This is a genomic window from Bradyrhizobium sp. 17, from assembly GCF_023073515.1.
Taxonomy (GTDB): Bacteria; Pseudomonadota; Alphaproteobacteria; order Rhizobiales; family Xanthobacteraceae; genus Bradyrhizobium; species Bradyrhizobium canariense_D.
Genome location: NZ_JADPJQ010000130.1, coordinates 498273 through 519314 on the forward strand (window position 1 = coordinate 498273; position 21042 = coordinate 519314).

A 21042-nucleotide genomic window follows, 5' to 3' on the forward strand; every position below is an offset into this window, starting at 1 on the left:
CCACAATGCCTTGTTTTCAGCACGATTTTGGCAGCATCTGGTGTTGCTGGGGCGCTGCTATCGCTATTGGGGCCGGCGGTGCCAAGATCCTTATTCGTTCTACTCGTCCTTGCCATGCTTCCGTTGGGCGGCTGCATGCAGACGACGCTTTCGCCATCGACGGACGCGAGCATGACGACCCGCGACCGGCAGTTGCTGGCGCATACGCCTTACGCGCAAGCAAACGTGCCCGAGCAATATCTCCGTCATATCGTCGATTATCCGCGCAAGGAGCAGCCGGGCACGATCCTGGTCGATACCGATGCGCGCTATCTCTATTTCGTGCTGCCCGAAGGCAAGGCGATCCGCTACGGCGTCGCGGTCGGCGAGGAGGCCATGGCGTTCTCCGGAGTCGCGCGGGTCGGTCGTCTAGCGGAATGGCCGGATTGGGTTCCGACGGCGGACATCCAGGCGCGGCTCGGGCCCTATCCGGCGCGGGTGCCCGGAGGCCCCGCCAATCCGCTGGGCGCGCGGGGCATCTATCTCTATGCCGGCAACAAGGACACGCTCTACCGCATCCACGGCACCAACCAGCCGGAATATATCGGGCAGGCGATCTCGTCCGGATGCATCCGGATGCGCAACGAGGACGTGATCGATCTCTATGACCGGGTGAAGCTCAACTCAATGGTCGTGGTGCTGCCGCCCGGACAGAACGCGCAAGTCGAGGCGCGGCCCAGCTGGCGCGGGTGAGGTCGCCCTAGTTCTCGGGACGGGCGACGCGCCATTGCAGCGTCGTGGCATTGCCATTGGCCTCGCCCGGCGCCTTGTCGGCCGGCGAGGTGTAGAGCGGACGATAGCGATAGGCCCACATCTTGCTGCCGTCGTTACGGTTGATCACGGTGAAGTCGCCGACCGCTTTGGCATCGGCCGTTGCGGGCAGCGGCACCCAGCTCTCGACGCATTTGCCGTTGCAGTTCGACGTCTTGCCGGTGGTATCGCGCTCGTAATAGTAGAGCGTCATGCCGTTGAGGTCCACGAGCGTGGGGCCCTGCTTGGTCAGGATGACTTTCGCCGGTGACGTCGCGGGCTTCGGCGGCGGAGGGGCATCGCCGCCGCCATGGCCATTCGCGAGCGCCGGAGCGGTCGAGAGCGCGATCGCCGCCGCCGCAATGAGGAACCTGAACATCCGAAACTCCAGACCGGCAAAGTTAATCGCGCGTTAAACGCCGAATGCCGTCGACCGTAACAGCCGAAGGTTAGTTCCTGGTTTCGCGATACTGCGACAATGAGGGGTAGAATTACGGGGCTTTCTGTCCTGGCACGTTTTCTTGACGCGAAGCGGTATCCACCTCGCTCGAAAACGCTCTATGCCTGCACTCCGCGCAGCGGGGCGCGGCTGAGCTCGTTGCCGGCGGCGATGGCCTTGTGCAGAAGGCGCATCAGATCCTCACTTTCTTTCGCGCTGAGGCCGCGCAGCATGATGCGTTGCGCGGATTCCACGGCCGGCGTGATCTTGCGCAGCGTGCGGCGGCCTTCGTCGGTGATCTCGAGCTCGCGGGCACGGCGGTCGCGGCGCGAGGCGCGGCGCTCCGCGAGCCCCTTCTGCACGAGCCGGTCGACCACGCCGGTGATGGTGGTGCGGTCGTAGGCGATCAATCCTGCGAGCGTCACCTGGTCGAGCCCCGGATTGGCCTTGATGGTCGCGAGCGCGGCGTATTGCACCGGCGTGAGGTCGAAGCCGGCATCCCCGACCTCGGCCAGAAACACCGCGACCGCGATTTGCTGGAACCGGCGCGCCAGATGTCCGGGCATGTCGTTGTTGTCTTTCACCGAATTTCTCCGTTGGGGCAGAACGGCCGGGGTCGTTGACAAGTATACTGATAGTCAGCATACTGAGCAATATCCAAACAGAACATCGGCGGGAGAGGTGCTCATGCAATTCCATCTCAATGGATTTCAGCCGGGCGACCCCGAAATCGCCGATCCCGCCGCGCGCATTCAGCCTTCTGGCGCAACGGGGGGCGTGCCCGAAGAGGTCGATGTCCTCATCGTCGGCTGTGGCCCTGCGGGCCTGACGCTTGCGGCCCAGCTTGCGCAGTTTGCCGACATCAAGACCTGCATCGTCGAGCAGAAGCCGGGCCGCTTGCTGGTCGGGCAGGCCGACGGCATCGCATGCCGCACCATGGAGATGTTCCACGCCTTCGGATTCAGCGAGCGCGTCCTGAAGGAAGCCTGTTGGGTGAACGAGACGACATTCTGGAAGCCGGACGAGCGGGTGCCGGAACATATCGTCCGCAGCGGCCGGGTGCAGGACGTCGAGGACGGTTTGTCGGAATTCCCGCACGTTATTCTCAACCAGGCGCGCATCCATGACGGCTTTCTCGACGTCATGCGCAAGGCGCCGGGCAGGCTCGAGCCCCATTACAGTCGGCGCCTGCTCGACCTTCAGGTCGATCCGGCCGCGGGTCCCGCCGACCATGCCGTGACAGCGCGGCTCGAACGGGTCGATGCCGAGAACGAGGGCAAGGTCGAGACCATCAAGGCGCGCTATGTCGTCGGCTGCGACGGCGCCCGCAGCACGGTGCGCAAATCGATCGGTCGCGAGTTGCTCGGCGATTCCGCCAATCATGCCTGGGGCGTGATGGACGTGCTGGCGGTGACCGATTTTCCCGACATCCGCTTCAAGGCTCTGATTCAGTCGGCGAAGGACGGTAGCCTGCTGATCATTCCGCGCGAGGGCGGCTACATGGTCCGCCTCTATGTCGAGCTCGCCAAGCTCGACATCGGCGAGCGCGTCGCCAATCGCAATATCACCGCCGACGACGTGATCGCGAAAGCGCAGCGGATCCTCAAGCCGCATACGCTCGATGTGAAGGAGATCGCGTGGTGGTCGGTCTACGAGATCGGCCAGCGCCTGACCGACAAGTTCGACGACGTGCCGGAGACCGAGACGGCTACGCGTCTGCCGCGGATATTCATCGCCGGCGATGCCTGCCACACCCACAGCCCGAAGGCGGGGCAGGGCATGAACGTCTCGATGCAGGACGCTTTCAATCTCGGCTGGAAGCTCGCTGCCGTTTTGCGGAAGCAGTCTGCGCCGAGCCTGCTGCATTCCTATTCGGCCGAGCGCCAGGCGGTTGCCAAAGAGCTGATCGATTTCGACCGGGAATGGGCGGGGATTCTTGCGTCCGCCGCCAAGGCCGGCGGCGCCGACGCCGCCAGGACGCAGGACTATTTCGTGAGGCACGGTCGCTACACCGCGGGTACGGCGACGCATTACCGCCCGTCGGTTCTGACGGGAGCGACGTCCCACCAGCATCTCGCGCAAGGCCTCGTCATCGGCACGCGATTTCATTCCGCACCGGTGATCCGGCTTGCGGATGCCAAGCCGGTGCATCTCGGTCACGCTGCGCAGGCGGATGGCCGCTTCCGCATCTACGCTTTCTCCGGCGCTGAGGATCCCGCAGCAACCGGATCGGCCGTTCGCGCCTTGTGCAATTTTCTCTCCGATGCGCGGGAGTCGCCGGTCCGGCGTTACACCCCCGCGGTCGCCGACATCGATAGCGTGATCGACCTGCGGGCGGTCTTCCAGCAGGATCATCGCGAGCTCGCTCTCGAGGCGATGCCTGCGCTGCTGCTGCCGCGCAAGGGCCGCTACGGCCTGATCGACTACGAGAAGATGTTCTGTCCGGACCTCAAGAATGGTCAGGACGTTTTCACCATGCGCGGCATTGACCGCAAGGCGGGCTGCATGGTCGTGGTGCGGCCGGATCAGTATGTCGCGACCGTGCTGCCGCTCGATGATTTTGCTGCGCTTGCTGCGTACTTCGACGGCTTCATGCTGCAAGTGAACTGACGGGCCGGCGGCGCACACGTAGGCTCTCTCTGCGCGCGGTGTCGATGAACGGCGAATGAATATTGAACCGCGCGCGGCATCCGTCTCGATCTTTTGGCGGATGAGACCTTCGTACGCGGAACGCCCGTTCCGCTGGCGCGTTCCGACTCGAAAGAGGAGGACTACGCCATGAAATTCCGAAGCGTGTTGTTAGCCGCATTGCTGCTCCCCCCGACGGCCGCGCTGGCCGCACCGGGCATGGTCACCGTCTCGACCGGCCTGCGCGCCGGGCCGGGTTCGGGCTTTCCCCTGGTCGATCGCATCCCCGAGGGCGCCCGCGTCGATATCCATGGTTGCCTGCGCGGCAACGCCTGGTGCGACGTGAGCTTCTCGGATGACCGTGGCTGGGTGTCGTCGCAATACCTCGAATATCTCTACCGCAATCACTACGTCTATCTCCCCGACTATGTCGACGAGATCGACGTGCCAATCGTCCCCTTCGTGCTGACCTCGTACTGGTCGAGCTATTATCAGGGGCGGCCCTGGTATCGGCGGCATGCCCACTGGAATAGCTACTGGACTTCGCATCAGCGCGACGCGATGCGGATGACGATCGATCCGCGCGCGGCTCGCATCGGCCGCGCGGCAACGCGCGATGCGGCGGTCGCACTCGGGCGCAACGGTGCGAATGTCAAGGAAAGTGTCAAGGGCGCGGCCGCGGTCTCCGGTCGCGATGCCATAACTTCACGGCGCGACGCCGCGATGGCGAGGCACGAGACTGCGGTGACGGCGGACCGGAGCCGTGCGGGACGAAGCGACCGCATCGCGCATGAGCGGACCAATCTCCAGGGCCGCAATCCGCGCGATGCACAAGCGCGCATCATGCACGAGCAGGCCGCACACCGCGCGGCTGTGCGTGCGCAGCCGATGGCGCGCCCGCATGAGGTGCCGCGTGTATCAGCGGCGCCGGCGAGCCGGCCCGCGATGCCGCATGTGGCCCAACCCAACTTGAGCCACAGCTCGCCGATGAACGCTCATGCCCAAATGCCTGCGCCGCGCGCGGCTGCGCCTGCGATGCCTCACGGCGGTGGCGGCGGCGCACCTCACATCAACGCCGCGCCGCACGGCGGCGGTGCCCCGGCCGGCGGTCCCGGTGGCGGGCACCAAAAGCACTAAAGTTGCCAACGAAAGCCCGGCCCTCGCGCCGGGCTTTCTGTTTGGGCCGGAACGGGTTCCCTGCCCATACAATTTAAGAAGCTTCTTCGCGGGCAGATTTCATCGATCGTAATATGTCTACTCAAAGCTGTAAGCATTCCACTCGGGGCAGCGGGGCACGGGAGGATGACGACGATGAGACAGAACCAGGCGGAGACGCGCCGCCACAATGTCGCCAAGCGGTCGATGACCAAGGAAGCCAAGCAGCTGTCCGGCCTGATTGCCGGATTGCGCCAATCTCTCGAGGTGATTCAAAAGGAGCGATCGAGCACCAAACTCTCCGGCGCCGAGATGGGCCTTCTCGACGAACGCCGCAACAATTTGTTGCTGACCATCGCAGCTCTCGACGACCGCCTCTCGGCGGTGCAGGGGCTGATCGATCTTGGCCGTCCCCATATCATTCGCGTCCACTGATCGGAGCGCTGACCTGATGCTATCGGCTTCGTCGCGGCGGCGACGGAACCGGGCTCAGCTGTCTGCTCCGCGTGGCATAGGATTGGCGTAGCACTGGGCGGACTGCCCGGAGGCGGTCGCGGCGCACTGCGCGATCGTCGCAAAACTGCAATCGATGCTGCGGCCGTCGATCGTGTAGATCTCGATGCAGACGGGATGGCGCGGAGCGTAGGTCTGGGCGGCTGTCGGCGGCACGCCGAGCAGGCCCGCACCAAACAAGCCCGCGACAAGCAGAATCGCATTGATGAAGCGGCGCACGATCGATCTCCTTCGCTCAGCCGGAACAAAGCACAATGCTGCCGCGGATGGCACCAAATTGCCACGCTCCCGGCGAATTGCCGCCAAAGCCCGCTGCCACGACGAGAGCAGGTGCAGGGGCAACGCAAGGGGATGCGCATTGGCCTACAAGATGGTCGCAGAACGCGACAACGAGAAGTGCAGTTTTGCCCGCGAGAGCCGTTTGCTCATCGTGGCGAAGGCGAAGGTTTGGGCGAGCGAGGGGTGGAAGGTCGTCATCACCGACCAGGACGGCAAGGCCTACGCGCCGCCCGACTTCGATCAGCTATTGGCGGCCTGACCGCAAGACCGGGCAGGACGACATTGATCTCGTACTTTCGACCGGGGCGCGATCTGATCGCGCCCCTGATGACTCTTCCAACGATGACTCTTGCAGCCGCGGCCGTTCTGACGGCGACATTTGCCGCCGCGCAAAATCTCGATGCCGGCAAGTCGCCGCAAAAGCTCTTCGCCGATGGTTGCACGACGTGCCATCGCAGCCCCCGCGGCCTTGCCAAAGGGCGCTTCAACCTGACGCTGTCCTGGTTCCTGAAAGACCATTACGCAACCAGTTCGGATACAGCCAAGGCACTTGCCGCCTATCTGGAATCGGTCGATGCGGCGCCGCCGCGAGTTGCGGCCAAGCCTGGCGCGAAGCGATCCAGGCCGCATCCTCCCAAGCCGTCGCAAAGCCAATAGCGTGAGCCGGCTGCGAGACGGCGTCGCGAAGCTGAAGGCCTTGCCGGCATCAATGCACCGTGGCCGCCGAGAACAGGTTGATGACCACCACTCCGGACACGATCAGCGCGATGCCGACGAAGGCGGCAGCGACATTGCCGGGTCCAACTATCACGCGTCAGTGACGAACCTGCGACACGGCGGAGCGCAGCACGAAACCGCCGCGCGATGGTTCGCGCGGCGGCTCATTGGTGTCGCGCCGATTCGACGTGGCGTTAGTTGATCCGCACGGAGAGTTCGACGTCCTCGGCAAAGGCCGTGGACATGTAGCCGCTTCCGGGGCTGCGCATGCGCGCCAGATAGTCGGGGCTGTCGTCGGCGTTGTCGGCGACGATGATCGCGCCCGGCCGGAGATGGCCTTCGACCAGATCCAGGATATCGGGGTAGAGCGCCTTGGCGCCGTCGAGCAGCACGAGATCGATCGTGTCGGGCAGGTCGACTTGAAGCATCTTCAGCGCGTCGCCTTCGCGGATTTCGACGAGGTCCAGCAGCCCGCCGGCCGCGAGGTTCTCGCGCGCCCGGGCCACCTTGGACGGTTCGAATTCGCTGGTGATGAGGCGGCCGCCGCCATTGTCGCGTAAGCCCGCGGCAAGGTGCAGGGTCGAGATGCCGAACGAGGTGCCGAACTCGACGATCGCTTTGGCGCGGGAGCTGCGTGCGAGCATGTAAAGCAGTTGACCGGTCTCGCGGGAGACCGCGAGCGGTGCGTCCTTCAGCCGCCCGTAGAGGTCGCGGTAAGCGGTCTTGCTCCGCATCATCCGTGCGCGGTCGGCGTCGGTCACATCGGCGAAGGCGGCTCGCATCGCGCCGCGCGCCGCTTCGTCCTGGTCGAACAGACGATCGAGCAGTGGCGCAAGTGATGTGATGGTCGGGTGGTCATGTGTAGTCTCCAGATGTCGCCGTGCTGCGAGTGCTTGCGTGAGAATTGAAATACGACTAATTCGTCGCATTCGCTATTCGCGTTGCCCGAGGGTGCCATGGCAGATCGCCGAAGCCATTCAGTTTCCTCACGAAAACAGCCACAGCAGGCCCGCTCGAACGAGCTGGTGGCGGCCATTCTGGACGCGGCTGTTCAGGTCTTGGCCAAGGAGGGGGCGCAGCGTTTCACGACGGCGCGAGTGGCCGAGCGGGCCGGGGTGAGCGTCGGGTCGCTCTATCAATATTTTCCGAACAAGGCGTCGATCCTGTTCCGCCTCCAGAGCGACGAGTGGCGGCGCACGAGCGAGCTCCTGACATCCTGGCGGACCGGGCGAAACCGCCACTGGTACGGCTGCGCGCGCTCGTCCACGCCTTCATTCGTTCCGAGTGCGAGGAGGCTGCGATCCGCACGGCGCTCAGCGACGCCGCGCCGCTCTATCGCGATGCGCCCGAAGCACACGACGCGCGGGCCGCCGGTAAGGGCATCGTCGCGGCCTTCATGCGGGAGGCCCTGCCCAGGGCGCCGGATGCGACGCGGGCGCTTGCCGGCGAGTTGATCAAGACGACGCTGAGCGAGGTTGGCAAGCAGTTCTCGGAGACACCGCGCAACGAGGCGGAGATCGCGCGTCACGCCGACGCAATGGCCGACATGTTCTGCGCCTATATCGATGAGCTGGCACGACTCCGGGATCATTCCTGACATCCGCGTTTGCGGGCCAATACCCCTTCTGACTTGACTGGATCATGAGTTAGCCTCGGTTTGTCCTTCAGCCAGTCAACGAGCGCCCCGCCATGCATGTCCTCCGCCCCCAATTCCGCATCGAGGAGCAGCAAGCGCTGGAATTCGCAAGCCAGCGCGGCTTCGGCACGATCGTCGCGGCGGATGAGCGCGGTCCACGCGCCTCGCATGTGCCCTTCGTGCTGGAGCAGCGCGACGGGCACACGATCGTGCAAATCCATTTCACCGCCAGGAATCCGCTCGTCCCGCTCGCGGATGGTGCGGGGCGCTTTCTGCTGATCGTTGCCGGCGACGACGCCTACATCTCCAATGACTGGTATTCTTCGCGCGACAACGTCTCGACCTGGCTTTACGAGGCCGTGCACCTGTCGGGCGTAGCGCATCTGCGCGGGCTCGACGAGAACCGCAGGCACGGCGATGCACTACTCGCGGTCTCGGAAGCGCGCTTGCCAAAAAAACCTTGGGACCTCGCACAGATGGAGCCCGGCAAGCGCGAGAGCATGCTGGCTGCGATCCGCGTCGTCGATCTCGTGGTGGATACCGTCGAGGGGCAGGCCAAGCTCAATCAGCACAAGAGCGATGTGGACCACGTCGCGGTCGCCGGCCGGCTTGCGCGGTCGGAGGAGAGCGGGCATCGGCGGCTGGCGCGGAAGATGCAAGCGCTGCGGCCGGGACTTGGATATGAGTTTTCGTGATCCGGGCGACCCTTCTCTCGCTAGACAATTACTCCTACGGACCTCCCTCATGCTCGTCATCTCCATTCAAAGCCAGGTGGTCCACGGCCATGTCGGCAACAGCGCCGCCGCCTATGCGATGCAGGCGGAAGGGGTGAATGTCGCGGCCGTGCCGACAACGCTGCTGTCGAACCATCCGCGCTATCCGACCTTGCGCGGGCGGGTGCTGGAGACAGAGCTCGTTTCAGATCTGCTGAGAGGCGTCGAAGAGCGCGATCTCGTCGACGAGGCTGCGGTCCTCGTTACCGGCTATCTCGGTTCGCCCAGCAATGCCGCTGTCATTGCCGATTTCGTCGAGCGGGCGCTGACCCGCAATTCGAAGCTGGTCTATCTCTGCGACCCCGTGATCGGCGATGACGGCCGGGTTTATGTCGCCGACGGCATCCTGGACGTGGTCCGGCACCGGCTGCTGCCCGCCGCCAATCTGACCACGCCGAACCAGTTCGAGCTCGGGCTGCTCGCAGGCCTCGACATCGCGGATGCGCAGGGCCTGCGCGCGGCGTGCGCGGCGCTGGCCGGGACTGGGCGCATCGACGTGGTCGCCACCGGTTGCACGCTCACTGATACGGCGGAAGGGCAGGTGGAAACGATTCTGTGCGCCGGCGGTCAGTTGTCGCGCTTTGCGACGCCGCGCCTTCCGATCCGCCCCTCAGGCACCGGCGATCTTCTCACCGGCCTGATCGCGGCGCATCTGGCCAAGGGCACAGCGACCGAGGCGGCGGTGCGGCTCGCAGTCGAAACCATCTATGCGGTGCTGGTGCGCACGCAGGAAGCAGGCACCGCGGAGATGCGGCTTGTGCCGTTGCCGACGCCGCGACGATAAGCCGTCAAACTCAGGTCGCGCGCTTCGTGGCTGATTGCGCTGATTTCTGCGGCTTCGCGGGGACCTTCTGCTCGCGCGTCGCCTGTGCCTTCGCCTTCGGCGGCTTTGCGCTTGCCACGGCCCGCGCTTTTCTCGGCTTGACGTTGGCTTCCTTGCGGTCCGACGTGCCTCGGCGCGAGACGTATTCCGTACCATCGACCGGGCCGACATGCGGGGGATCGCGGCCGAGATAGGGGCGGCCGATGCCGAGCGCCTTGCCATTGGCGTCGACCCACTTCCACAGCACCTCGGTCGAGACCCAGCGCTGCGCGCGGTTGTCGCCCTTGGTGCTGACGATGTCGGCCGCCATGCCGTGCCCGTAGCCGCCGCGCGTGCTGCCGCCGTGATAGGAACGGTCGGAGGCGGCCTTCAGGCCACTCGCGATCGACTGGCGATAGTCGTCGCGGAACGCGCTGGTGATGCCCGGCGAAAGCCCGGCAGCCTCAGCCGCGAGCAGTGTGCGAAACAGCTTTTTCTTGAAACTCTTGTCCATGCCGCCGATGACGTAGTCCATCATCGACATGCCGGCGCGGTCGGCCGCCTTCGGATCCTTCCAGCCAAAGTCCTCGTCAACCAGCTTCGTGAAGCTGCGCATCACTGTGACCATCTTGCCCTTGCGCTTGACGGTGACGGCCCGGCGATCTGTGACCTTGATCGAGTCTTCCTTGGCCGTGCGCTGGTAGAGCGCCCAGAGATAGCGGTCGATGCAGGCTTCCATCACGTAGCATTCGTCGAGTACCGCGGTCGTGTCCGCAGACGGCGAGGCCTTGCTCGCCACGGGCGCGGGGCCGGTCGCGATTGTCGCGGGCGACAGCGCCTCCGTCGTCACGATCTCAGTGGGATCGGCGGATGCGAGCTTTATCACGGGCTCCGACGCCGGAGCCGGAGCAACCTCACTGGCGACTGGTGTCGGGTCAGGCGAAATCTGCGGCGCGAGCGGCGCTTCGGTCGGCAAGATCAGCACTGGGTCCGCCGAGGCGAGCCTGATAGCCGGAGCTGGCGCCTCGGGCGCTGCCGCTTCAGCATTGACCAATTCTGGTGTCGCAGCGACAGCGGCCGCGATATCGGAGGTCAGGGCGACGCCGTCCTCGATGGCCGCAGCGTGCGGGATGTCGGCGAGGTCAAGTCGGCTGAGATCCTTCGCGCGCGAGACGGCGGAAGCATTGGCGCCGCTGTTCTCGATGAGGGCCGGGGCATAGGCGGACAGAGAGAGCGCCAGCCAGCCGGCGAGAACCGCCGAGGGGCAGGAGACCGCCACCAGAAGAGACCGCCGATCATTCATGATCCCTGCCTCCAAACGGTTCTGTTGAACCTCGTCTTCTCCGAACAGTCTGACCAGACAGTCTTGGCCAAACAGTCTTGCACGAAAAGGCACGCCGCGCGTCGATTGTTCGGAGGACGGTGTGGCGACGCAAGGGCGCAGTTCGGCGAAAGCGGGCTTTTCGAGCAGGTGTTGCGCGGCGGCAACGCGGGTTCCATCACGGTTCCACGCGCGCTTGCTCGCCAGCGTTGTACGAAATTCGATAAAGGCGAATATTGGCACGGACGCCGTGACGGTGTTTCGCAGGCACGTTGGGCAACCTTGTCACGGCCAGTGCGTTAGGCGCGCATGACGCATTCCTCGCTTCGTCCGATGGACGCCTTCGATCCCACCGAGCCCGCCATCCTGCACGACCAGTTCTCCGATACGATCATCACCTGGACCGCTGAGCAGGCCGACGATTTCAGGCGTTCCAGCCAGCCGGGCCAGGACGGAACCGTGATCTGGAAGGCCTACGTTTTCGACGGCTGGGGCCACGTGCTCGGCGGCTGACCGCCGCTCATTAGTGTCATTTCGCGCCGGGGCGGTGATTTTGCCAAGACATTGCGCGCATTAAACATATTGCCATGCACCCGGCGCGTTGTTGCGTTGCAGCAGCGCATGTCGCAATGCAGCAAAATGCGCTTAAATGTGCTCCGAATCTTCCACTGAAGGAGCATCACCCATGAACAAGAAGACTCTGTCGATCGCCGCCGCCATCCTGACGATCGCGGGCAGCACCGCGGCTTTCGCCGCCGAACTGCCGACTTATGAGGCGAACGGCTTTCCGGTCTCCCCGATGCAGGTGCGCGTGCTCGGTGCCGCGCATGTCGAGCAGCAGGCCTCGGCGCCCACTACTGTCGCTTCGGTCCACCAGGCCCGCGTTCTGTCGCCGCGCCAGGTGAAGACGGCTGACGTCACGACGGGCAGCGCCCGCTGATCTGGGGACGCCACAAGCCAACGTCAAGCCAATGTGATGCAGGCTCGCTTTCTCCGAGTCTGCCCGGACCGCGTTCCCTTTCGGGAGCGCGGTCTTTTTTGGCGCAGCGAGTCATGATCACGTGCCGGTTGTGTACGGCCGTTCAAAGCGAGTGTGATCTCTTTGATAGTTGCTTTCTGAATCGCGGCGCTTGATGCGGGCGCCGCATATTGAGCAGCCAAGAATCATTTTCATAATGGAGTAGTCATGCCCGTTGCACAGAAAGCCGTTGTTGCAAGCGTCTCGCCCCGCGCGTTCATTCTCAAGCATCTCGCCTTGTTCGCAGCCGCCGCGCTGTTCGTGTTCGTGCTCAGCCTGACGTATGGGCTCGATCTCAGCACGGATTTTTTTGAGCGAAGGCGCGCTGGCGTCTCTCGCTTGCGTGCCAGCCTTGCAGGCACATGGGTTGAGCGACGGCCTCTGTCGGCGTACCGCTTTGTCCCATGGATCAGCGGACGAGCGGCGCCGACGCTCTCATTCGGAAGAACGATCAGGCGCCGGCGCTTGTCGGCGTGCTCTGCGGGCTTGCGGCGGCGCTGTTCTGGGCGCTCGGCTTTGCCGGCACGCGGCACGGCCTCAAGCTCGGCTTCACGCCGGTCGATCTGCTCGTGCATCGCTATGTCTGGTCCGGCATCGCGTTCCTGCCGCTGGTGATACGCGGCGGAATCTCCGATCTCTGCGGCATCGGCTGGGGCAGGGGCCTTGCGCTGATGGTGCTCGGCGGCCCGGTGATGTCGCTGATCTCCTACACTGGCTTTCTGTTCGTGCCGCTCGGCCATGGCAGCGTGATCCAGCCCTCCTGCGCGACGCTTGGCGGCCTGCTGCTCGCGGCCTTGTTCCTGAAAGAGCATGTCTCCTGGTCGCGCATCGCCGGCGCTGTCGTCATCGTCGGCGGGCTCGGCGTGATCGGCGCGGAATCTATCGGTCATATCGGCGTTGACGGCGTGCTCGGCGATCTGACCTTCGTGCTGACCGGGTTGATGTTCGCGGGTTTCGGCGCGCTGGTGCGCCACTGGCGGGTCTCCGCCGTGTCGGCTGCGCTCGTCATCAACGTGCTGTCGCTGCTGTTGCTGCCGATCTACCTCATGACCGGCGGACTCGCGCGGATCGCGGCGATCGGTGTCGGTGAGAACGCCATCCAGGCGCTGGCACAGGGCGTGCTTGCAGGCCCGGCTGCGCTTTATCTGTTCGCCGTCTCGGTCCAACGCCTCGGCGTCGCCCGCGCCGCCGTTGTCCCCGCCTGCGTGCCCGCGCTGACGGTGCTCACCGGTTGGCTCCTGCTCGGCGAGCCGCCGACACTATTGCAGACGGCGGGATTGGTGACGGTGCTGTGCGGATTCTATCTGGCGCAGAGACAGCGATAGATCGCAGCCTCCAGACGGCGCTTACCATTCGATGGTGGTAAACTTGACGCCGCGGCAGGTCAGCTCCCGCCCCAGCCGTTCGGCGCGCTCGCTGGCGGATTTGCCCTGGCGAGTCCGGGGCCTCGGCTACGCCTTCCTCACGAACTCCGATTTCAGGTTCATCGCGCCGATGCCGTCGATCTTGCAGGCGATGTTGTGGCCGTCGGTAGCGTCCTGCAGGCGGATGTTGCGGACCTTGGTGCCACCCTTGACCACGGAGGAGGAGCCCTTGACCTTGAGATCCTTCATCACGATGACGCTGTCGCCGTCGGCGAGCGCATTGCCGTTGGCATCGCGCACGCCGGCCTCTTGCGCGGCGTCCGCGACGGCCTCTGCCGTGCCGCTCCATTCATGGCCGCATTCCGGGCAGACCCAGAGGCCGCGATCCTGATAGGCGTGCTCGGAGTTGCAGGTCGGGCATTTCATCGCGTCGGTCATTATTCGCCTCGTCGCCCGTCACGGGCGCGCCGCACGCTGTCCGTCGGATAAAGATGGATTGGGAGCAAATCCTTTACCATGGCTTTCAGTCCTGGTCGAACCCTTGGAAATTTAGGAGTTCAGGAAAAACTCTGCGGTATCGAGGTCCGGAATTTGCGGCTGCGACGTCGCCGCGCAAGGAGCGTCCCGTCATGAGCGAGCACCGCGCCGCCGTCAGACATCACATTTTGCGGACCGGCATTGTCGAATTCGACAACGGCACCGGCAAGGTCATCAGCGCGCCCTGCACGATCCGCGATGTCTCCGGCACCGGCGCGCGCCTCGGCCTCAACGCCTCGCTCTGGGTCGCCGAGCAGTTCACGCTGGTCTTCAGCAGCGGACTGCGAAAGGACTGCCGGGTCGCCTGGCGCAAGGGGAGGCTGATCGGCAGCGCGTTCGCGGACGGCTATGCCAGCGCGGACGAGCAGGCCGTGATGATGACCGCGGACGAGCAGTCCCGGCACCGGCTCGGGATCGGTGCGCGCGTGAGAAGCGCGCGCGAGAGGCGCGGCTACACGCAAACGCAGCTCGCAGAGCTGATCGGCGCCACGCCGGTCTTCGTGTCGCTGGCCGAGCAGGGTGAGGCGGACATTCCGCTCTACCAGCTCATGCACATCGCCGATCTCCTGATGGTCGGCCTCGACGGGCTCGTCGCGGGGCCGGCGCCTGAGGATGTCGACGCAGCGTAGGTGGCGAGCCGTCAAAACAAAAACGTCCAAAACAACCCTATGCACAGTAGAAATCTCGAGGGATTTCAGTGTGTTGGAAATCCGAAAACGTTGGTATTGGGCCTACGCGCCCCGCATCGACTTCGGCGATACCGAATCGAATTTGACTCGTCGGGCAAAACAGGGGCAGTATGGCATGATGGCGCCGCAGGAAGCTGGTGGCTTGCCAGCTGCGGAGCGACATGCCGAAAAAAGCAAAACCAAAAAGAAAACTCAAGACCTACCAGACCTCGCTCGGCTTCTACGACCAGGCGATCGCCGCGCCCTCGATGAAGGCGGCGTTGGACGCCTGGGGCGCCAGGTCCAATCTGTTCCATCAGGGCGCCGCGAAGGAGACCGACGACCCCGACATCGTCGCGGCAACGATGGAGAAGCCGGGCGTGGTGCTCCGGCGCCCGGTCGGATCGGACGGCCCGTTCACCGAGCATTCCGAGTTGCCAACCGATCTCGCTGACGACGAGGCCGGGCCGAACCGCAAAGCCAAGCCCAAAGCGAAGTCCAAGCCGAGAAAGCTTCCGGCGGAGGCTGCAAAGCAACCATCCCGCAAGATCGACGATCAACAGGTGCGCAAGGCCGCCGCGGCATTCGAGAAGGAAGAGCGGCGGCGGGAAGCCGAGCGCCGCAAGGAGGAGGCCGCTAGCGCCAAGGAGCGCGCGCGCCGCGACAAGGCGGTCGCGAGCGCGCAGGCGGCGCTGGACGAAGCGAGGCGGGAGCACGAATCGCGGACGGAGGCAATCGAAGCTGAGCGCGCGGCGCTCGAGGAGCGTGCCGAGACGGAGCAGAGCCGGTGGGACAAGCAGAGGATGAAGCTGACGGAGGCGGTGCGGCGCGCGCGGGAGTAAGGGCCACGGTCGACAGTCTGGATTGCTTCGCTCCGCTCGCAATGACGGCGGGGCGCGGCATCGGTCATTCCGGCAAAGCTTGATCGCAAATTCGCTTGCCTTGCTTTGCGTCCTTTTGCACTCTGGCGGGAAGGAGACCAACGCATGAAGATCATGACTGTCGCGTGTGCGCTCGGAACCGCCCTGGTGCTGTGCAATCTCGGGATATCGGATGCCGAAGCCCGGGCGCGGAAGGCGCGAGTGGTGGATGAACAACGGCTGAGGGTGGATGTCCCCGTGCTCCGGCCGACGCCTTGGGATTACAATATCGTTCCACGCTATCGTTATCGCCCGGAAGACGACCGGGTCGATCCCTACGGCCCCCCCTTGGTATCGTCATATGTCCGCTACGAGGGATGGCGCTGGCCGTACTGGTGGTGAAGGCCACCGACGGACGCGGAATTGATTGGCTCCTGTAGCCCGGATGAGCGAAGCGATATCCGGGACGTTGCCGCAGCATTCCCGGATGTCGCTTCGCTCATCCGGGCTACGCTCCTTTGCTAGTCGCCGTCCTCCGCGGCGAGCCGCACAAACTGCCGCTTCATCGCGTTGACCCTGGCGACATAGCTCGCGACGAGGTGATCGCCGCAGCGTTCGTCGGCGGCCATTTGAAACTTGCGGCGTGCGAAGGCCGTTGCGGGGCCTGCGCCGCAGAGATGGATGAAGGCGGCGAGATCCTGCCTCTCGCGTGCACTCGCCTTCACATCGCCCGCGCGGGCGAGAACATCGGCGAGATTGCGGTCGAGATACACCGATGCCAGCTCGATGGCGTGGCTCGGAATCGCGCGGCTATAGAGGAAGGTCGAGCCGCAGCCGGCCTCCGTGACCGCGTTGCCACGAACGCAGAACCGCGCGGCGTCAGCATAGGCTGCGTCCAGCATCTGGAAGAGGCCGACGGCGCTCGATGCGGGCCGATAGATCGCGAGCGGATTGAAGCTCCATCGCCAGCGCCAGTAGGTGCGCGCGAGCGGATTGCCCGATGTCTCGACCTGCGCCAGCGCGGCCAGCAATTCCGGCGTGATCGTCGCGGTGGAATGCTTGCGGAACAGCGGCCCGTATTGCCGCCACGTGTCCGATGGCTCCTTGTCGAGCGCATGGCCGACTAGGACGAACAGCTCGGTCGGCTTGCGCACCGTTTGATAGGCGATGTTCACGAGGACGAGGACCGCAAGCAGCATCGCCGCGCCGCCCGCGATCCGAACCATCCGCGGTGCGCGCGCGAAGGTCTTTCGCATCGATCGTGCGCTACGCCGGAGCTTGCGAAGGCGAGGGAGGGGGCGCTTGCTTTGTCCTGGCATCGGTCTTCTGGGAGTGCATTGCGGAGGCTTTGTACCTGGTTAACGCTGTCACCAGGCCTTGAAATCCGGCTTCTTTTTCCTCTGGTCGCCTGTTTTCAAGTCGCCGCTCCGTACTCCCACGGCAGCTCGAATCCTTGATGGAAATAACCCGAGGTTGTACTGTGCGCCGCAGCAGGGTTAATTTTGTGTGAATGGATCGGCTGGAATGACCGTAATCGAAAGCGTGGTGCCGGCGGAAGCTGCGGAGCGGAAAATGCCGCCGGGCGTACTGGTCGAAGGTCCCGTGGTCGACGCCAAGTTTCGCGATTCCTACATCTCCTTCGTCATCATGATCGGTGGGTCGATCGCGGCGCTGGTCTGGGCCTTCTGGCAAGGCATCGGCTGGGTGGAGGTTTCGGTCTTCGCCGGCACGTTCGCGCTGTCCACGGTCGGCATCGGCTTCATGCACCGCTACTTCGTGCACCGCAGCTTCCGCTGCGGTCCGGTGATGCGGACGCTGTTCGCGGCCATCGCCACCATGGCGGTGCAGGGCTCGATCCTGAAATGGGTGAGCAATCATCGCCGGCATCATCTTCACTCCGACAAGCCCGGCGACGTCCACAGCCCTTACTATGACGGCGACGGCAACCCCTATGTCACCTTCGCTAAGGGGATGATGCATGCGCAAGGCGGCTGGGTGTGGGACCAGGCCACCACGGATGCCGAATACTACGCCAAGGATATCCTGGCCGATCCGATCGCCATGTTCTTCACCAGGACGCGCTGGTACTGGTACGCGCTCTCGGCAGTGATTATTCCGGGCGCGATCGGCTACGCGTTTGGCGGCGTGCACACGATGACCGGCTGCATCCTGTTCTCCGGCCTGTTCCGCAGTTACCTCATGACCATGGCGACATCACTGGTCAACTCGGTCTGCCACAGCGACGGCCGCTATGGCTACCGCCGCTTCGATCTCGACGACGGCACCACCAACGAGTTCGTGACCACGATCCTCACTTTCGGTGAAGGCCTGCACAACAACCATCACCGGTTTCCGCGCGACGCCTACATTTCGCACGCCTGGTACGAGATCGACATCAACGGCCTGATCATTTTGGGACTCGGCAAGCTCGGGTTGGTGCAGGACATTTTCTCTGCCGGAAGCCGGACGCTTCGCTCGGGAGATCCGGACGGCGGAAAACGTCCAGTGGCAGATACCGAAGCGATGGTCTGAAGCATACGGGCTCGGTGTTCCACTACGCCAAGGGATTCGGCCACACCAATCTGGTTGTGTGGTGAGGCGGTTGGCTCACTGGCGCGGGCGCTTTGATGACCCACGGGGCACAAAGTTAGGCCGATGAACTATCTGGATCTCATGGACGACCGACGGCCACCGGCGCCCTCCAACGCCATCCGTGCGCTGGAGCAACACATCGGTGCGCCGTTGCCCGCGCCCTACAAGGAGCTACTGGCGCAATCGGACGGCGGCGGCTTCGACCGCTGCGGCGTCGAGCTGCCTTGGCGCAACGACCGCACCGTTTTGGACGTGCTGTTCACGACGCATCCGACCGACAGCTACGGCGTCATCGACAATTACGATGTGTATCGGGGCATGAATCGAATTCCCCGACTGAGCTGCCCCTTCGCTCCCGATCCCGGCGGCGACCTGTTCCTGCTGAGTCTGGAGGAGGACAGTTATGGCCAGGTCTTCTACTGGGATCACGAGCATGAACCGGTGGACGGTGGCGACATGTTCGCCGATTTCCCGAACACAAACGAACTCGCGCCCGATCTTGAAACCTTCATTCTCGGCTTGGGAGAGGGGTGAATGGATATGCAGCCGTTCGGGCGGATTGAGCCCTTGCGAAACCCATCATGATCGCGTGGGGCCGAACGACAAAAGGGCGGCCATAAGCCGCCCTTTCGGTTTGCGCGTCATCCGTCGGATTTCGCTTAGCCCTCGATGATATAGACGATCTCGTGGGTGTGCGGACGAAGAATGACGTACCTGCCGTGCACCAGAATGAACTCGTATCCGCGCCACTCCGGATAGATTTCGACGATGCGGCTCGGGATCGCATGATAACGAACGCCTGCCGGGACGGTGGTGCCGATCGAGATGTTGAAGTTCACGTTGGTGACTTCCTCGACCTTCTCCTGCTTGATGGCCGAAGTGATCTGGGTACGCTTTTCGGCGGGAGGCGCCGCGACCGCCGTGGTAGCGGCATTGCCGGTCGTCTTGCCCTCGGGCGCCGAAGGCTTGCTCTCGGCGGTCGGGGTCTTCACGTCCTTCGACGTGGTGGCCGAATCGGGCGCCTTGGTCATCCCATTCGCCTTCATCTCGCCGGGCGTCTTGCTGTCGGCAGTCGGCTTCGAACTGGTGGCCGGGGCCATTGTTTCCGTGGTCTTCGCCTTGCCATCGGCCTTGACGTCGCCGGAGTGCTTTGCGTCAGGCGCGCCCTGTGCGTGCTGCGGCGTTGCCGCTGCTGGCGAGCCGTGCGGTGCCGCGGTGGGGGCGTCCTTTGCTGTGGGCGCATTCATCGGTGCCGCGGTTTCGGCTTTCGGCGAAACGGCAGCGGGGGACTCCGCACCCTTGGCGCCGCCCTGATTGACGCCTTGAGCCATTGCAGTGCCGGTCGCAGCGAACAACGCCACAACGGCGACGGAAGCCAGCAAAGTATGTTTCATCTGATCTCTTTCAATTCATTTGAATATGATGCCGACGAACGTCAGCCATGGGAACGAACGGTCTCGACGGGCTGCAGTTCCGATTCTATTTCTGGTTTAACGACGATTGATGCCTCGATATCCGAAAAAGCTGCAAAATAGATGAGTCGGCGATAACAAGAGCTTTGCATCCCGCGTTGGCTTGGACGCGACCGATGAATTTCAAACATAAGTTGTGATCGGAAGGAACTCTTGCTCGATGGGGCTGTTGTGTCAGTGATCCCCGAGCGTTGCGAGATCGAACCTCCGATCCTCGCCTGAGTTAAAGACCGCAGTCGCGTTGTGAGTGCGACTCGGCGCGAAGCGTCCTCCGTGCGTATCAACCGGAAACCTTCATGAACAACCCCCATGTTCGCAATGCCATTCAGATCGACCGCGGCTCCAGCCTGGCGATCTCTCATGAAATAGCAGACCGCCTTCGGATCAGGCTTCGGGGTGAGCACGACCCATTACCGCGACATCTGACGGCCCTGGTCGACCGGATTGCGCAGATCAGCAGCCATTTCAACCAAGTGATCGAGGTCACAAAATGAGAATGTCCGGCGAAAGCCTTTTGGTGATCTTGTTTGTCGGTCTCGTCGCCGGCTGGCTGGCGGGCCAGATCGTCCGCGGGACCGGCTTTGGGATCATCGGCGATATCATCATCGGAATCCTGGGCGCGTTTGTCGGCAGCTGGTTGTTGCCTCAGCTCGGCGTGCATCTCGGCAGCGGCATGATCAGCGCGATCGTCAACGCGACCGTAGGCGCGGTCCTGCTGCTCCTCGTCGTCCGGCTGGTGCGCGGTGGTGGTGGATGGGGAAGCAGCTGGCGCGGCAGCTGGGGCCGGCGTTGGTGACCCTTGCTCACGCAGCCGCATCAGGCGCCGGTGAGACGCCCGCGGCAAAGACGCTCGTGATGACCTCCGGATCGGATCCAGCATGTTAGACTTTTCGAATGCATCTTTTACGCCTGAAACCATCGGCATCATGAAAACTGCGCTGGACACGGCGGTGGCGTCACTGCCGGCCCCGGTCAGCTCCGCGCATGTCCGGTCGATCGCGGAAACAATCCTTCGCACAGCGAAGGAGGGCGAGCGAGACCCCGCTGTCCTGGAGCGCATGGCGTTGATGGAGCTTCAGATCTCGCCGCGTGATTGATGCCGGTCCGCGAGCGTGCGTGCCGGCGCAGAAGGGCTCGCGTTCATTGCCGTTCCCTGATGTTTCGATGGAACTCTGGGGCGGCGGAAGCATTCATCTCTGCCGCTATCACGCGGCTCCTGGAGAATCCCCAACATGATACGTCATTTGTTGATCGGCGTTGCCGCGTGCGCAATCGCGGCAATGTCGACATTTTCCGCTTCTGCCATGCCCCGCGTTGCGGCTGAGACGTTGGTCGCTGGCTCCGACAGTCCGGTGATTCTCGCGCGCGGAGGCCATGGACATGGCCACGGTCACATGGGACGTGGCGGCCGCGGTCATCACTACGGCTGGAGCAGGGGCCGTCATCGCGGTTGGCGCTAGCCGCACCAACGCAACATCC

Annotated in this window: 27 protein-coding genes and 1 pseudogene; 20 read left to right on the forward strand and 8 right to left on the reverse strand. The window is 64.0% G+C overall.

Annotation, left to right across the window (positions count from 1 at the left end):
• The first annotated feature begins 135 nt into the window (after positions 1–135).
• Entirely contained in the window at positions 136–732 is a 597-nt protein-coding gene (locus IVB13_RS38665) for a L,D-transpeptidase (RefSeq protein WP_198293348.1), read from the forward strand.
• Positions 733–739: 7 nt separating this feature from the next.
• Here IVB13_RS38665 and IVB13_RS38670 read toward each other — a convergent pair whose 3' ends face one another.
• Both IVB13_RS38670 and IVB13_RS38675 read right to left on the reverse strand, forming a co-directional pair.
• Complete coding sequence (locus IVB13_RS38670; RefSeq protein ID WP_018454539.1) at positions 740–1168, reverse strand: hypothetical protein; 429 nt, start codon at positions 1166–1168, stop codon at positions 740–742.
• Between the two features lie 179 nt (positions 1169–1347).
• Positions 1348–1812 (reverse strand): MarR family winged helix-turn-helix transcriptional regulator, encoded by a 465-nt coding sequence (locus IVB13_RS38675; protein ID WP_085353562.1) that lies wholly within the window; start codon positions 1810–1812, stop codon positions 1348–1350.
• Positions 1813–1915: 103 nt separating this feature from the next.
• Between IVB13_RS38675 and IVB13_RS38680 the strand changes: the two genes are divergently transcribed.
• From IVB13_RS38680 to IVB13_RS38690, 3 genes are all read left to right on the forward strand, one after another.
• Positions 1916–3838, forward strand: coding sequence for an FAD-binding monooxygenase (locus tag IVB13_RS38680; RefSeq protein ID WP_085384030.1), 1923 nt, complete (start codon positions 1916–1918; stop codon positions 3836–3838).
• A gap of 168 nt (positions 3839–4006) precedes the next feature.
• Positions 4007–4993 (forward strand): SH3 domain-containing protein, encoded by a 987-nt coding sequence (locus tag IVB13_RS38685; RefSeq protein WP_247492629.1) that lies wholly within the window; start codon positions 4007–4009, stop codon positions 4991–4993.
• A 174-nt stretch (positions 4994–5167) separates the two neighbouring features.
• Positions 5168–5446, forward strand: a complete 279-nt coding sequence (locus IVB13_RS38690) for a hypothetical protein (protein WP_026232756.1) — start codon at positions 5168–5170, stop codon at positions 5444–5446.
• A gap of 54 nt (positions 5447–5500) precedes the next feature.
• Here IVB13_RS38690 and IVB13_RS38695 read toward each other — a convergent pair whose 3' ends face one another.
• Positions 5501–5743, reverse strand: coding sequence for a DUF3551 domain-containing protein (locus tag IVB13_RS38695; RefSeq protein WP_231188564.1), 243 nt, complete (start codon positions 5741–5743; stop codon positions 5501–5503).
• Between the two features lie 139 nt (positions 5744–5882).
• On the opposite strand from IVB13_RS38695, the gene IVB13_RS38700 reads away from it, so the two are divergent.
• A complete protein-coding gene (locus tag IVB13_RS38700) occupies positions 5883–6062 on the forward strand; it encodes a hypothetical protein (protein WP_026232755.1) in 180 nt (59 codons plus the stop codon).
• Positions 6063–6145: 83 nt separating this feature from the next.
• Complete coding sequence (locus IVB13_RS38705) at positions 6146–6460, forward strand: hypothetical protein (protein WP_085353560.1); 315 nt, start codon at positions 6146–6148, stop codon at positions 6458–6460.
• Between the two features lie 254 nt (positions 6461–6714).
• Here IVB13_RS38705 and IVB13_RS38710 read toward each other — a convergent pair whose 3' ends face one another.
• Positions 6715–7449, reverse strand: coding sequence for a class I SAM-dependent methyltransferase (locus IVB13_RS38710; RefSeq protein ID WP_231188563.1), 735 nt, complete (start codon positions 7447–7449; stop codon positions 6715–6717).
• A gap of 27 nt (positions 7450–7476) precedes the next feature.
• Here IVB13_RS38710 and IVB13_RS38715 point away from each other — a divergent pair.
• From IVB13_RS38715 to pdxY, 3 genes and pseudogenes are all read left to right on the forward strand, one after another.
• Positions 7477–8117: pseudogene (locus tag IVB13_RS38715) on the forward strand (TetR family transcriptional regulator).
• A gap of 92 nt (positions 8118–8209) precedes the next feature.
• Positions 8210–8851 (forward strand): FMN-binding negative transcriptional regulator, encoded by a 642-nt coding sequence (locus IVB13_RS38720; RefSeq protein ID WP_085353559.1) that lies wholly within the window; start codon positions 8210–8212, stop codon positions 8849–8851.
• Between the two features lie 49 nt (positions 8852–8900).
• Positions 8901–9713, forward strand: coding sequence for a pyridoxal kinase (gene pdxY / locus IVB13_RS38725; protein ID WP_018454527.1), 813 nt, complete (start codon positions 8901–8903; stop codon positions 9711–9713).
• A gap of 10 nt (positions 9714–9723) precedes the next feature.
• Here the strand turns inward: pdxY and IVB13_RS38730 are convergent, their stop codons facing one another.
• On the reverse strand, positions 9724–11034 hold the full coding sequence (locus IVB13_RS38730; protein ID WP_247368626.1) for a hypothetical protein: 1311 nt from the start codon (positions 11032–11034) through the stop codon (positions 9724–9726).
• 327 nt (positions 11035–11361) lie between these two features.
• Here IVB13_RS38730 and IVB13_RS38735 point away from each other — a divergent pair, with 327 nt between their 5' ends.
• From IVB13_RS38735 to IVB13_RS38745, 3 genes are all read left to right on the forward strand, one after another.
• Positions 11362–11565 (forward strand): hypothetical protein, encoded by a 204-nt coding sequence (locus tag IVB13_RS38735; RefSeq protein WP_247368624.1) that lies wholly within the window; start codon positions 11362–11364, stop codon positions 11563–11565.
• 172 nt (positions 11566–11737) lie between these two features.
• Positions 11738–11992, forward strand: coding sequence for a hypothetical protein (locus IVB13_RS38740; protein ID WP_085353555.1), 255 nt, complete (start codon positions 11738–11740; stop codon positions 11990–11992).
• 482 nt (positions 11993–12474) lie between these two features.
• Entirely contained in the window at positions 12475–13395 is a 921-nt protein-coding gene (locus IVB13_RS38745; protein ID WP_247368620.1) for a DMT family transporter, read from the forward strand.
• 126 nt (positions 13396–13521) lie between these two features.
• On the opposite strand, the gene IVB13_RS38750 is transcribed toward IVB13_RS38745, so the two are convergent.
• The gene (locus IVB13_RS38750) at positions 13522–13872 is read right to left on the reverse strand and encodes a zinc ribbon domain-containing protein YjdM (protein WP_018454521.1); all 351 of its coding nucleotides are present in this window, start codon (positions 13870–13872) and stop codon (positions 13522–13524) included.
• A 191-nt stretch (positions 13873–14063) separates the two neighbouring features.
• Here IVB13_RS38750 and IVB13_RS38755 point away from each other — a divergent pair, with 191 nt between their 5' ends.
• From IVB13_RS38755 to IVB13_RS38765, 3 genes are all read left to right on the forward strand, one after another.
• The gene (locus tag IVB13_RS38755) at positions 14064–14600 is read left to right on the forward strand and encodes a helix-turn-helix domain-containing protein (RefSeq protein WP_026232752.1); all 537 of its coding nucleotides are present in this window, start codon (positions 14064–14066) and stop codon (positions 14598–14600) included.
• A 221-nt stretch (positions 14601–14821) separates the two neighbouring features.
• The gene (locus IVB13_RS38760) at positions 14822–15481 is read left to right on the forward strand and encodes a cell envelope biogenesis protein TolA (RefSeq protein WP_247368618.1); all 660 of its coding nucleotides are present in this window, start codon (positions 14822–14824) and stop codon (positions 15479–15481) included.
• A gap of 144 nt (positions 15482–15625) precedes the next feature.
• On the forward strand, positions 15626–15901 hold the full coding sequence (locus IVB13_RS38765) for a hypothetical protein (protein ID WP_027517656.1): 276 nt from the start codon (positions 15626–15628) through the stop codon (positions 15899–15901).
• Between the two features lie 119 nt (positions 15902–16020).
• Here IVB13_RS38765 and IVB13_RS38770 read toward each other — a convergent pair whose 3' ends face one another.
• Positions 16021–16818: a transglycosylase SLT domain-containing protein gene (locus IVB13_RS38770; RefSeq protein WP_247368616.1), complete on the reverse strand. Its 798-nt coding sequence runs from the start codon at positions 16816–16818 to the stop codon at positions 16021–16023.
• Between the two features lie 205 nt (positions 16819–17023).
• On the opposite strand from IVB13_RS38770, the gene IVB13_RS38775 reads away from it, so the two are divergent.
• A complete protein-coding gene (locus IVB13_RS38775) occupies positions 17024–18031 on the forward strand; it encodes an acyl-CoA desaturase (RefSeq protein ID WP_018454517.1) in 1008 nt (335 codons plus the stop codon).
• Between the two features lie 123 nt (positions 18032–18154).
• Positions 18155–18625 (forward strand): SMI1/KNR4 family protein, encoded by a 471-nt coding sequence (locus tag IVB13_RS38780; RefSeq protein WP_018454516.1) that lies wholly within the window; start codon positions 18155–18157, stop codon positions 18623–18625.
• 125 nt (positions 18626–18750) lie between these two features.
• On the opposite strand, the gene IVB13_RS38785 is transcribed toward IVB13_RS38780, so the two are convergent.
• Entirely contained in the window at positions 18751–19485 is a 735-nt protein-coding gene (locus IVB13_RS38785) for a DUF1236 domain-containing protein (protein ID WP_247368612.1), read from the reverse strand.
• A gap of 374 nt (positions 19486–19859) precedes the next feature.
• Between IVB13_RS38785 and IVB13_RS38790 the strand changes: the two genes are divergently transcribed.
• The 3 genes from IVB13_RS38790 to IVB13_RS38800 all read left to right on the forward strand — a co-directional run bounded on the left by IVB13_RS38790 (position 19860) and on the right by IVB13_RS38800 (position 20660).
• Positions 19860–20057 carry a hypothetical protein gene (locus tag IVB13_RS38790; RefSeq protein WP_085353549.1) on the forward strand — a complete coding sequence of 66 codons (198 nt, stop codon included), beginning with the start codon at positions 19860–19862 and terminating at the stop codon, positions 20055–20057.
• Positions 20054–20359, forward strand: a complete 306-nt coding sequence (locus IVB13_RS38795) for a GlsB/YeaQ/YmgE family stress response membrane protein (RefSeq protein WP_085353548.1) — start codon at positions 20054–20056, stop codon at positions 20357–20359. Before IVB13_RS38790 ends, IVB13_RS38795 begins: the two co-directional genes overlap by 4 nt.
• 82 nt (positions 20360–20441) lie before the next feature.
• Positions 20442–20660, forward strand: coding sequence for a hypothetical protein (locus tag IVB13_RS38800; RefSeq protein ID WP_007609614.1), 219 nt, complete (start codon positions 20442–20444; stop codon positions 20658–20660).
• Positions 20661–21042: the final 382 nt, after the last annotated feature.

What these genes read in the sequence shown, in the direction of transcription:
- IVB13_RS38665 (WP_198293348.1), top strand. Translation starts at nt 136, where the DNA reads ATGCAGACGACGCTTTCGCCATCGACGGACGCGAGCATGACGACCCGC.
- IVB13_RS38770 (WP_247368616.1), bottom strand. Translation starts at nt 16,818, where the DNA reads ATGCCAGGACAAAGCAAGCGCCCCCTCCCTCGCCTTCGCAAGCTCCGG.
- IVB13_RS38745 (WP_247368620.1), top strand. Translation starts at nt 12,475, where the DNA reads ATGGATCAGCGGACGAGCGGCGCCGACGCTCTCATTCGGAAGAACGAT.
- IVB13_RS38705 (WP_085353560.1), top strand. Translation starts at nt 6,146, where the DNA reads ATGACTCTTGCAGCCGCGGCCGTTCTGACGGCGACATTTGCCGCCGCG.
- IVB13_RS38775 (WP_018454517.1), top strand. Translation starts at nt 17,024, where the DNA reads ATGACCGTAATCGAAAGCGTGGTGCCGGCGGAAGCTGCGGAGCGGAAA.
- IVB13_RS38780 (WP_018454516.1), top strand. Translation starts at nt 18,155, where the DNA reads ATGAACTATCTGGATCTCATGGACGACCGACGGCCACCGGCGCCCTCC.
- IVB13_RS38755 (WP_026232752.1), top strand. Translation starts at nt 14,064, where the DNA reads ATGAGCGAGCACCGCGCCGCCGTCAGACATCACATTTTGCGGACCGGC.
- IVB13_RS38690 (WP_026232756.1), top strand. Translation starts at nt 5,168, where the DNA reads ATGAGACAGAACCAGGCGGAGACGCGCCGCCACAATGTCGCCAAGCGG.
- IVB13_RS38730 (WP_247368626.1), bottom strand. Translation starts at nt 11,034, where the DNA reads ATGAATGATCGGCGGTCTCTTCTGGTGGCGGTCTCCTGCCCCTCGGCG.
- IVB13_RS38765 (WP_027517656.1), top strand. Translation starts at nt 15,626, where the DNA reads ATGAAGATCATGACTGTCGCGTGTGCGCTCGGAACCGCCCTGGTGCTG.
- IVB13_RS38795 (WP_085353548.1), top strand. Translation starts at nt 20,054, where the DNA reads ATGAGAATGTCCGGCGAAAGCCTTTTGGTGATCTTGTTTGTCGGTCTC.
- IVB13_RS38785 (WP_247368612.1), bottom strand. Translation starts at nt 19,485, where the DNA reads ATGAAACATACTTTGCTGGCTTCCGTCGCCGTTGTGGCGTTGTTCGCT.
- IVB13_RS38685 (WP_247492629.1), top strand. Translation starts at nt 4,007, where the DNA reads ATGAAATTCCGAAGCGTGTTGTTAGCCGCATTGCTGCTCCCCCCGACG.
- IVB13_RS38800 (WP_007609614.1), top strand. Translation starts at nt 20,442, where the DNA reads ATGTTAGACTTTTCGAATGCATCTTTTACGCCTGAAACCATCGGCATC.
- IVB13_RS38720 (WP_085353559.1), top strand. Translation starts at nt 8,210, where the DNA reads ATGCATGTCCTCCGCCCCCAATTCCGCATCGAGGAGCAGCAAGCGCTG.
- IVB13_RS38790 (WP_085353549.1), top strand. Translation starts at nt 19,860, where the DNA reads ATGAACAACCCCCATGTTCGCAATGCCATTCAGATCGACCGCGGCTCC.
- pdxY (WP_018454527.1), top strand. Translation starts at nt 8,901, where the DNA reads ATGCTCGTCATCTCCATTCAAAGCCAGGTGGTCCACGGCCATGTCGGC.
- IVB13_RS38735 (WP_247368624.1), top strand. Translation starts at nt 11,362, where the DNA reads ATGACGCATTCCTCGCTTCGTCCGATGGACGCCTTCGATCCCACCGAG.
- IVB13_RS38670 (WP_018454539.1), bottom strand. Translation starts at nt 1,168, where the DNA reads ATGTTCAGGTTCCTCATTGCGGCGGCGGCGATCGCGCTCTCGACCGCT.
- IVB13_RS38710 (WP_231188563.1), bottom strand. Translation starts at nt 7,449, where the DNA reads ATGCGACGAATTAGTCGTATTTCAATTCTCACGCAAGCACTCGCAGCA.
- IVB13_RS38680 (WP_085384030.1), top strand. Translation starts at nt 1,916, where the DNA reads ATGCAATTCCATCTCAATGGATTTCAGCCGGGCGACCCCGAAATCGCC.
- IVB13_RS38750 (WP_018454521.1), bottom strand. Translation starts at nt 13,872, where the DNA reads ATGACCGACGCGATGAAATGCCCGACCTGCAACTCCGAGCACGCCTAT.
- IVB13_RS38760 (WP_247368618.1), top strand. Translation starts at nt 14,822, where the DNA reads ATGCCGAAAAAAGCAAAACCAAAAAGAAAACTCAAGACCTACCAGACC.
- IVB13_RS38740 (WP_085353555.1), top strand. Translation starts at nt 11,738, where the DNA reads ATGAACAAGAAGACTCTGTCGATCGCCGCCGCCATCCTGACGATCGCG.